8 protein-coding genes and 1 pseudogene are annotated in these 9,956 nt (G+C 45.2%); 6 read left to right on the top strand and 3 right to left on the bottom strand.

All coding sequences use genetic code 11. From position 1 onward, the window contains the following. From IQQ51_RS27420 to aspS, 3 genes and pseudogenes are all read right to left on the bottom strand, one after another. Positions 1 to 415, bottom strand: a pseudogene (locus IQQ51_RS27420) (chemotaxis protein); the annotation flags it as partial. Positions 416 to 611: 196 nt separating this feature from the next. After that, positions 612 to 1,133 (bottom strand): crossover junction endodeoxyribonuclease RuvC, encoded by a 522-nt coding sequence (ruvC, locus tag IQQ51_RS19810; protein ID WP_004736470.1) that lies wholly within the window; start codon positions 1,131 to 1,133, stop codon positions 612 to 614. Positions 1,134 to 1,304: 171 nt separating this feature from the next. Further along, positions 1,305 to 3,083: an aspartate--tRNA ligase gene (aspS, locus tag IQQ51_RS19805; protein ID WP_017062081.1), complete on the bottom strand. Its 1,779-nt coding sequence runs from the start codon at positions 3,081 to 3,083 to the stop codon at positions 1,305 to 1,307. A 314-nt stretch (positions 3,084 to 3,397) separates the two neighbouring features. Between aspS and IQQ51_RS19800 the strand changes: the two genes are divergently transcribed. The 6 genes from IQQ51_RS19800 (at position 3,398) to IQQ51_RS19775 (ending at position 9,891) form a co-directional block, all read left to right on the top strand. Next, positions 3,398 to 4,303, top strand: coding sequence for a DUF72 domain-containing protein (locus tag IQQ51_RS19800; RefSeq protein WP_193841900.1), 906 nt, complete (start codon positions 3,398 to 3,400; stop codon positions 4,301 to 4,303). A 139-nt stretch (positions 4,304 to 4,442) separates the two neighbouring features. Then, on the top strand, positions 4,443 to 5,171 hold the full coding sequence (gene cmoA / locus IQQ51_RS19795; RefSeq protein WP_017062083.1) for a carboxy-S-adenosyl-L-methionine synthase CmoA: 729 nt from the start codon (positions 4,443 to 4,445) through the stop codon (positions 5,169 to 5,171). Positions 5,172 to 5,358: 187 nt separating this feature from the next. Further along, a complete protein-coding gene (gene cmoB, locus IQQ51_RS19790) occupies positions 5,359 to 6,330 on the top strand; it encodes a tRNA 5-methoxyuridine(34)/uridine 5-oxyacetic acid(34) synthase CmoB (protein WP_050621825.1) in 972 nt (323 codons plus the stop codon). A 313-nt stretch (positions 6,331 to 6,643) separates the two neighbouring features. Continuing rightward, on the top strand, positions 6,644 to 7,384 hold the full coding sequence (locus IQQ51_RS19785; RefSeq protein ID WP_048607309.1) for an ATP-dependent zinc protease: 741 nt from the start codon (positions 6,644 to 6,646) through the stop codon (positions 7,382 to 7,384). Between the two features lie 17 nt (positions 7,385 to 7,401). Further along, positions 7,402 to 8,907, top strand: a complete 1,506-nt coding sequence (locus IQQ51_RS19780) for an inactive transglutaminase family protein (RefSeq protein ID WP_193841899.1) — start codon at positions 7,402 to 7,404, stop codon at positions 8,905 to 8,907. A 3-nt stretch (positions 8,908 to 8,910) separates the two neighbouring features. Beyond that, positions 8,911 to 9,891, top strand: a complete 981-nt coding sequence (locus IQQ51_RS19775) for an alpha-L-glutamate ligase-like protein (RefSeq protein ID WP_029235462.1) — start codon at positions 8,911 to 8,913, stop codon at positions 9,889 to 9,891. Positions 9,892 to 9,956 lie beyond the last annotated feature (65 nt).

Raw genomic sequence — 9,956 nt, 5'->3', positions numbered from 1 at the left:
CGCCAATCACTAACCCGCTCCATACAAGGGCGACAATTCGAGTTCCTGACAGGAAAAAAGCAACCACTAACAACGGCACCCAATAAGCCTGAGTAGACTCAACCACACCACCGCTTTGATAGATGATATTCAGGGCGTGCACCGCCATGCCGACAAAGCCAAAGTTCAATGCCAAACTAGGCTTGCGGGTAATGCGTAATAAAAGCGCAGAGACTAATTCAAAGGCGATAAGAAATATGGAAGTGGCAATCAGCAGTTGCTCTTCATGCTTGGTCCACTTGATGAGGCTGTAGACACCCACGAAGAATGCGATAAAAGTGAAGAGTAATAAGATATCGGCTTGTCTGACTTCGTTGCTATTCCATCCATTACTTTTGGGTAGAAACAGCGCGCGCCACAACTTGATTGGGTTCATCAGTGATCATCCTTGATTAACTTGTAAGACCTCCGACCAATGTTAATAACATGTTAAATAATACACAATGTTATTATCTGGGTTCTGTTCGAAAGATCTCATTTCATCAAGGATTTAGGGGCGTATTGTTTTGATATGAGCCAAACGAGGCGTCAGGCTCATGTAATGCAAGCTTATAGAAAGCACAGAGATGGGATTAACGGTAGCGCCCTTTTCTCGCGCCTGTCGCTTTACCTGCCAGTGCAACCAAGGTTTTATTGGTGTTGGCGTGAGTGATCGCTACGCCTAGAGCATCGGCAGCGTCGGCCTGTGGTTTGGCAGGCAACTTAAGCATGCTCATCACCATATTCTGCACCATCGACTTGTCAGCACCACCATTGCCTGTCACCGCTTGTTTGATTAAACGAGCCGCATATTCATGAACGGGGAGATCCGCATTTACCGCTGCCACTATCGCGCTGCCACGCGCTTGTCCCAGCTTAAGTGCAGAATCCGCATTCTTCGCCATGAAGACCTGCTCTATCGCAAACACATCCGGCTGAAACTGAGTGATGATCTCGCTCACACCGGCGTAGATTTGTTTGAGTCGGCCCGGCAGTTCTTTTTCAGAGGTGCGAATACAACCGCTACCTAAGTAATATAGATGGCGACCATTTTGACGAATCACGCCATAGCCGGTAATACGCGAGCCAGGGTCAATCCCTAAGATAATAGACATAACTTCAATACTGATTATTTATACATGCTTTATGAGCTTAGTATATCGAACGCAAAAAAAAATGCCCGTCAAATTAACGGGCATTTTCTAATTTACTGGCAAGTCTTGGCTAATTAATTAAGAGCTCTCTATCAAGTAGGAGCTCTTCATCAACAAGAAAAGATAACAGGCTTACGCTTGCTCTTTTTTCTCTGCCAATTTAACTGCGATTGCTAGCTCTTCCAGTGATGCTGGGTTCGCTAGGCTTGGCGCGTCTGTTAGTAGACATGCTGCAGCTGTTGTTTTCGGGAATGCGATAACGTCACGGATGTTCTCTGTACCACAAAGCAGCATTGCTAGACGGTCAAGACCGAATGCTAGACCAGCGTGTGGTGGCGTACCGTACTTAAGCGCTTCAAGTAGGAAGCCGAACTTCTCTTGCTGCTCTTGTGCTTCGATACCTAGGATACCGAATACCGCTGTTTGCATTTCTGCGTTGTGAATACGTACAGAACCGCCGCCTACTTCGTAGCCGTTGATTACCATGTCGTATGCATCAGAATTGGCTGCTGCTGGGTTCGCTTTAAGCTCTTCCGCGTTCACACCTAGTGGTGATGTGAATGGGTGGTGCATTGCGTGTAGGTTACCTTCACCGTCTTCTTCGAACATTGGGAAGTCAACAACCCACAGTGGAGCCCATGCAGATGTGTCTGTTAGCTCTAGATCAGTACCTAGTTTAAGACGAAGTGCGCCCATTGCTTCAGCAACGATGCCCGCTTTGTCTGCGCCGAACAGAATGATATCGCCAGATTCAGCTTGAGTGCGATCTAGAATACCGTTGATTACGTCCTCGCTTAGGAATTTAGCAACTGGAGATTGAATACCTTCCATGCCTGCAGCACGGTCGTTAACCTTCATCCAAGCTAGGCCTTTCGCGCCGTAGATGTTTACGTGTTCAGCGTAACCGTCGATTTGCTTACGAGTTAGCTTAGCACCACCTGGAACACGGATAACTGCTACGCGACCTTTTTCGTCGTTAGCTGGGCCAGAGAATACCTTGAATTCAACGTCTTTAACCAAGTCAGCAACGTCAACTAGCTCTAGTGGGTTACGTAGATCTGGCTTATCAGAACCGAAACGACGAATCGCTTCAGAAAAAGGCATTACTGGGAATTGACCCAGTTCAACATCTAGAAGTTCTTTCCACATATCGTGAACAAGCTTCTCAGTCACGTTACGTACTTCTTGAGAAGTCATGAAAGATGTTTCGATATCGATTTGAGTAAATTCAGGCTGACGGTCAGCACGTAAATCTTCATCACGGAAACATTTAACGATTTGGTAGTAACGGTCAAAACCAGACATCATCAGCAGTTGCTTGAACAGCTGAGGAGATTGAGGAAGTGCGTAGAAGCTACCTTTGTGAACACGGCTTGGTACTAGGTAGTCACGAGCACCTTCTGGTGTCGCTTTTGTTAGTACTGGCGTTTCGATGTCTAGGAATAGGTTCTCATCTAGGAAACGACGAACGAAGCTAGAAGCACGTGCACGAAGCTTGATACGGTCGCTCATTTCTGGACGACGAAGATCGATGTAACGGTACTTAAGACGCTGCTCTTCAGAGTTCGTTTGGTTGAAGTCTAGTGGAAGCGCTTCTGAACGGTTGATGATCTCTAGACCAGTCGCGTAAAGTTCTACTTCACCAGTAGCCATGTCTTTATTTACTTGGCTGTCCGGACGAACACGTACTTCACCAGTAAACTTGATACAGAATTCATTACGCAGTTGGTTAGCGATCGGGAAGATATCTTTCATATCTGGATCGACAACAACCTGAACGATGCCTTCACGATCACGCATATCAATAAAGATAAGACCGCCTAAATCACGGCGACGGTTTACCCAGCCGCACAATTCTACAGTTTGTCCCGCCAGGGACTTGTTCAGGTTACCACAGTAATGGGTACGCATAATGAATTTCCCAATCTCTTAATTATTTACTAATTTCCAAGCTGTCAGTGGTCATTCCACACAACAGAGCAAAGGAACATTTATACGCGGAAACTCGCTTAAAATCGACCTTCCACATTCGAATTTATTGTGTTTTATCTGGCTTTGCTGCTTTTTAGCCCATCAAGTGCGCAAAGATTCATCAAAACCGAAAAAATTGCGATAATTATATCTCGAAAGTACCTTAATCAGCAAAACTCTCGTAAAGTAGATTTTCATTTCAACCCAAAAACTTTTTGTAATGACTGATGGCGTGATGGATAACGGTGTAATAGATGGATAATCGTGTAATAACAACAGAAACTTTACCTCTAAGACTTGGATTAACCATGTGGTCTCACTCTGAGTGGCAAAGTCAGTTCTACGGTAAAGGCACCAAGCCTGCCGAACGCTTGGAAAAATACACCCAAGTTTTCCATACCGTTGAGGGCAACACCACCTTTTACGCGACGCCGAGTATGTCTACCGTTCATAATTGGAAAGCCGCCAGTCACGATGACTTCAAGTTCACCTTCAAATTGCCCAAGTTCATCACCCACCAGCAGCAACTCAGGCACTGCCAAGCAGAGCTCAAAGAGTTCTTGATGACCATGTCGCCACTGCACGATCGCATTGGTCAATGGACGATTCAGCTGCCGCACAGTTTTGAGCCCAGCATGCTGCCTGCCCTACAAAAGTTTTGCACCTTATTCCCAAAAGATATGCAGCTCGGCGTCGAAGTTCGACACTTGGGTTTCTTTGACAAGGGCGATGCGGAAAAACGCTTCAACCAATGGCTGGTTGAGGAAGGCATCAATCGCATCATTATGGACAGCCGCCCCGTTTTCTCTGCGCCACCCACCACAGAAGCGGTGATCGATGCGCATCAGAAAAAACCGCGTGTTCCTGTTCATGCAATTGCGACCGCCAATAACCCAATGATTCGATTTATTGGTCACCCAGACCAAGAACCTAATATTGAGTTTTTTAAGCCTTGGTTTGCCAAAATCCCAAACTGGCTTAATGAAGGCAAGCAGCCCTATTTAATGATCCACACCCCAGACAATAACCACGCACCTGAACTTGCGATTGCTATCTATAAACGACTACAAAAGCAAGTCTCTGAAAATACATCATTATTACTGCCCGATCTGGCTCAGTTTCCGGCTCAAAAAGGCAACCATCAAATCTCGATGTTTTAACCCATCACCTATAAGTAACTTCGAACCTTGAGCTAAATCTCAGTTTTCGTGACAGTGGCGCTTTTTTTACGTAAAATACGTCCCCTTTTATTTGGTACGAATTTTGTGCCAATTACGCTGACTGTCGAGAGAAAATGCTATGAGCAACACAGACAATATCTTTTCCGCTCCTATTGATAAAATTGGAGACTTCACCTTTGATGCAAGGGTTGCTGAAGTATTTCCGGATATGATTCAACGTTCGGTGCCTGGCTATAGCAATATCATCTCTGCAATCGGCATGCTGGCTGAGCGCTTTGTAAAGCCACATTCAAATATTTACGACCTTGGCTGCTCGCTTGGTGCTGCGACACTTTCTATGCGTCGTCACATTCAGCAAGAAGGCTGCACGATTTTCGCGATCGATAATTCAGAAGCCATGGTTGAGCGCTGCAAGTTGCACGTTAATGCTTACCGCAGTGACACTCCGGTAGAAGTGATTGAAGCAGACATCCGTGAAGTGGAAATCAAAGACGCTTCTGTTGTGGTGCTTAACTTTACGCTGCAATTTCTTTCTCCGGACGACCGTTACGCTCTGCTTGAGAAAATTCATGCTGGTTTGCGCCCAGGCGGGATCTTAATCCTGTCAGAAAAATACGTATTCGAAGATGAAAGCTCAAATGAACTGCTTATCGACCTGCACCATGATTTCAAACGTGCTAACGGCTACAGCGAGCTAGAAGTAAGTCAGAAACGCAGCGCAATTGAAAACGTGATGCGCCCAGATTCGATCCCTGTTCACAGAGAGCGATTTGATAAGATTGGCTTCTCAAGCAGCGAAGTCTGGTTCCAATGTTTCAACTTTGGTTCAATGTTCGCGATAAAGTAAACATTTGCAATTACGTAACCGTCGCGACACCGTTAGCACGTACTAAAATGTCATCCTCAAGAGCGAGGAACGAGCGAGATGGGGGATCTCTTATCAAACACGATAAACGAGATTCCCTAGCATGTTTGTCCATACTCTTAATGGAGTGACAAATTTAATTTCTACACCACCAACTCAGTGAAAACCTATGTTTAATTTTGCCAATTTTTATCAACTTATTGCCCAAGATACTCGCCTTCAGCCGTGGCTAAATGTCCTGCCACAGCAACTGACCGATTGGCAAAATGCAGAGCACGGTGACTTTGACCGCTGGCTACGTGCACTAAACAAGATTCCACAAGGTGTGCCAGACCAAGTTGACCTGAAAAACTCAGTAACGATTGGTAGCTCAACACCGTTTCACACTGGCGAGCTTAAAAAGTTAGAAAGCCTATTAAAGACGTTCCACCCATGGAGAAAGGGCCCTTACACGGTTCACGATATTCATATCGATACTGAATGGCGCAGTGACTGGAAATGGGATCGTGTGCTTCCACATATCTCTCCATTAAAAAACCGTTCGGTTCTCGATGTAGGTTGTGGCAATGGTTACCACATGTGGCGCATGCTGGGTGAAGGTGCTCGCTTAACGGTTGGTATCGATCCTTCTCACCTATTCTTGGTTCAGTTTGAAGCGATTCGTAAGTTGATGGGTGATGACCAACGAGCTCACCTTTTACCTCTAGGTATCGAGCAGCTGCCAAAGCTAGAAGCCTACGACACGGTATTCAGCATGGGCGTACTTTACCATCGTCGTTCACCACTGGACCACTTGATTCAACTAAAAGACCAATTGCTGTCTGGCGGTGAACTGGTTCTTGAAACCTTGGTTATCGAAGGCGACGAAAATGCGGTACTGGTTCCTGTTGACCGTTACGCGCAAATGAGAAACGTCTACTTCTTCCCTTCAGCTCGCGCACTGAAACGCTGGCTAGAACAAGTTGGTTTTGAAGACGTACGAATCGTTGACGAAAATGTCACGACAATTGGTGAACAACGCACCACAGAATGGATGACACACAACTCTCTTCCAGATTACCTCGATCCGAACGATCCAAGTAAAACGGTTGAAGGTCACCCTGCACCGAGACGTGCGATTCTGGTAGCAACAAAACCATAGATTTACTGCCCACAAAGCAGTGGCATATTGAGTAAATAAAGCACAAGCCTATTAAGGCAGCACAACAATTGCTTGCATGGTCAAAAAGCCACCGTTAATTTCGCGGTGAACTTTGCTTCCTGAGCTCACGAATTGAACAAAAATTGACTTATGTTTAATAAGTGAGCTATTTCAAATAGCAATAATTGGCGTAGCGCTCACATTGCGATTCAATATGACCAGACTCTTACAATAGGATGCTTCACGCATCCTTTTTTGTGGGCTAAACTTCTAAATAGTCTGAACTATTCTCTAATTCTCAAAGGTTTTTTTTATGTTTAAGCGATTATCGCCTATTGTGGCGGTTGGTTTGCTCTCTGGTTGTACCCTCACGAACGGTGCTACCTACCACCAAGAAACTCTCGACGCTATTTCCCGCTCAGAGACAAACATCGCAAATAAGGTTCAAAATCTTGAACTGCAACTAAGCAATCAAAGTGACTATATTGAAAGCTTAGAAGACGAAATCACTACCCTTTCTAATCAATTAGATACCCATCTAACGAGCATGGAACACAAGGTTATCGAAGAGCTAGAGGAAGAAGAACCGGTCGCTGTTGCCGTTGCTCCTATCGCTCCTATATCACAACCGACTATCCTTGGCGGCATCGAAAAAGTGTCTATCGACTCTATCAAGCAAAGCTTTGATGCACGTGTAGATACTGGCGCAACCACCTCTTCTTTAAACGCTGTCGATATCAAAGAATTCGAACGTAACGGCAAGAACTGGGTTAAATTTCACCTAGACGACAAAGCCCAAGCTGAAGAAGACCAGAAATGGATTGAAGCGCCTGTTGTACGTTATGTAAAAATCCGTCAATCAACCAATGATCAAGCAGAACGTCGAGCTGTGATCGAATTATGGGTGAAAGTTGGAAAAATCCATGAAAAAGCGCAGTTTACATTGGCGGATCGCTCTCAAATGAGTCACCCTGTATTACTAGGGCGCGAATTTATCAAAGACATAGCGCTAGTAGATGTAAGTAAAAAGTACGTACAAACGGAAGTTAAATAACAATAGTAGGGTAAGCTATGACGTCAAGAATTCCATTTTATATCTCTATATTCCTGCTTATCGTGGCAGGTATAGCACTGAGTATGTTCAGACATACGACCTACGGTGTACCTTGGACTCCAGGGGAAACCAGACAAGTTTGGGACGTTGAAGCTCGCATCGAGTTCAACGCAGTAGGCAAAGAAGCAAAAGTTTCCTTAGCAGCTCCTCATACTCAGTCTAACTACACACTTATCGGCGAATCGGCTTCATCGCCAGGTTACGGTATCTCTTACTTGAATACCGAATCAGGTCGCCGCGCAGAGTGGTCTATTCGATACGCAGATGGCCCTCAAACCATCTACTACAAAACACAATTCCTAGTCGACAACCAAGCAAAAGTTGATGCTATCGCACCAGAAGGTGAAGTCTCGCAACCAAGCTTCGACGGCCCTGAAGAAGCGGCTTCTCTTGCATTGATTGATAGAGCGACAAAACGTTCTGCAGACAATATCACTTTTACCCGTGAGCTCATCAAAACACTTAATGATCCAGACAGCCAAAACTCAGCGCTGATTCTGAACAACATGACCAAAGTGGAAGCGACACACAAGCTACTTTCAGCGGCGAAAATACACAACAAAGTGGTTGGTGTTATCGAGCTAGAAGATGGTCGTCGTCGTCAGTCGATTCAAAACATGATTCAGATCTGGGATAACGACGAGTGGGTTCTATTCTCTCCTGAATCAAGCGAACAACAAGTTCAACCAAACCTGCTCATCTGGGACGAATCAAACGTTTCTCTACTGGATGTTGTTGGCGGTCAGAACAGTAAAGTTCACTTCTCTATGATTGCTCAAGAGGTTTCACCAACGGAAGCAACCAATAGTAAAGTCTCTGCTGATCAACTATTAAACCTTTCAATTCACAGCCTACCGTTAGAAGAGCAAGCGATGTTTAAAACCATCATGCTGATTCCTATTGGTGCTCTGATTGTTGTGTTCCTACGTGTCATCATCGGTCTGAAAACGTCTGGTACGTTCATGCCAGTACTGATTGCGGTAGCCTTTGTACAAACACAGCTGGTAACGGGTATTGTTGGCTTCCTACTTATCGTAGGTACAGGTCTGATTATTCGAAGTTACTTGTCCAAACTCAACTTGCTCTTGGTAGCCAGGATATCCGCCGTAATCATCACGGTAATCATGATTATCTCTGTGTTTACTGTGGTCGCGTTTAAAGTGGGTCTGACTGAAGGTCTATCTATTACGTTCTTCCCAATGATTATCCTATCTTGGACTATCGAACGTATGTCTATCCTATGGGAAGAAGAAGGCGCGAAAGAAGTAATGCTGCAAGGTGGTGGCTCTCTATTCACTGCAGTTCTTGTTTACTTAGGCATGACTAACCCGTTCATTCAGCACTTAACGTTTAACTTTATTGGTTTACAACTTGTTATTCTAGCGACCATCTTGCTACTAGGTAACTACACAGGATACCGTCTAACCGAGCTTCGTCGCTTTAAACCGCTAGCGGAGGACTAAGTTATGTTTGATCAGTTTACTTCACCGTTTAGGTTGAAAGACAAAGGCATAATGGGAATGAACAAGCGTAACCATAGTTATATTGGTCGCTACAATGATCGTTCCAAGTATCCACTCGTTGATGACAAGCTTAAGACGAAAATCATTGCTGAACAGGCTGGTGCTACTGTACCAAAACTGATTGGCGTGATTGGTCATCAAGCTGAAGTAAAAACAATCCACAAGATGGTAAAAGAGTGGCCGGGTTTCGTAATCAAGCCAGCTCAAGGCAGTGGTGGTAAAGGTATCCTTGTTGTGACTTCTCACAAGGACGGCGTTTACACCAAGCCATCGGGTTCAACTATCAATGAAGAAGACGTTGAGCGTCACATCAGTAACGCGCTCGCGGGTCTTTTCTCTCTCGGTGGTAAGAACGATGTAGCTGTAGTTGAAAACCTCATCAAGTTTGACGAGTGTTTTGACGGCTTCAGTTACGAGGGTGTGCCAGATGTACGAATCATTGTATTCAAGGGCTACCCTGTAATGGCGATGATGCGTCTATCGACTTCAGCTTCTGATGGTAAAGCTAACTTGCACCAAGGTGCTGTGGGTGTAGGTATTTGTATCGCTACGGGTAAAGCCGTTCGTGCGGTTCAGTTTGACCACCCAGTGACTCACCACCCAGATACGGGTAAAGAGTTGGCGCTGTTACAAGTGCCACATTGGGAAAAATTGCTGACACTTGCATCAAGTGCTTGGGAAATGACAGGCCTTGGTTACATGGGTACGGACATGGTTTTAGACCAAGAAGAAGGCCCGATGGTACTGGAGCTAAACGCTCGTCCTGGATTAGCAATACAGATTGCAAACGGCGCGGGTTTATTACCTCGCTTGCATCATATTGAAAACCTGGGCACACCCGCTGAATACCCAAAACCAGCCGAGCGCGTTGCCTACGCTGCTAAGCAATTTGGTGTTCACGGTAGCGAAATTGTTCCAAACTAAGCTCATCTATATTAAAAGCGAAACGACTCAGTAAGTAATTCATACTGAATCTAGCTCGATAAAAA

This window comes from Vibrio sp. OPT18 (assembly GCF_015163615.1).
GTDB classification, from domain to species: Bacteria; Pseudomonadota; Gammaproteobacteria; order Enterobacterales; family Vibrionaceae; genus Vibrio; species Vibrio coralliirubri.
Note: the sequence above shows the minus strand (reverse complement) of the source record. Positions and strands in the feature narration are given on the sequence as shown.

Bases quoted from the DNA above. Each gene is read 5' to 3' on its own strand.
- ruvC (WP_004736470.1), bottom strand. From the start codon at position 1,133: ATGTCTATTATCTTAGGGATTGACCCTGGCTCGCGTATTACCGGCTAT.
- aspS (WP_017062081.1), bottom strand. From the start codon at position 3,083: ATGCGTACCCATTACTGTGGTAACCTGAACAAGTCCCTGGCGGGACAA.
- IQQ51_RS19800 (WP_193841900.1), top strand. From the start codon at position 3,398: ATGGATAATCGTGTAATAACAACAGAAACTTTACCTCTAAGACTTGGA.
- cmoA (WP_017062083.1), top strand. From the start codon at position 4,443: ATGAGCAACACAGACAATATCTTTTCCGCTCCTATTGATAAAATTGGA.
- cmoB (WP_050621825.1), top strand. From the start codon at position 5,359: ATGTTTAATTTTGCCAATTTTTATCAACTTATTGCCCAAGATACTCGC.
- IQQ51_RS19785 (WP_048607309.1), top strand. From the start codon at position 6,644: ATGTTTAAGCGATTATCGCCTATTGTGGCGGTTGGTTTGCTCTCTGGT.
- IQQ51_RS19780 (WP_193841899.1), top strand. From the start codon at position 7,402: ATGACGTCAAGAATTCCATTTTATATCTCTATATTCCTGCTTATCGTG.
- IQQ51_RS19775 (WP_029235462.1), top strand. From the start codon at position 8,911: ATGTTTGATCAGTTTACTTCACCGTTTAGGTTGAAAGACAAAGGCATA.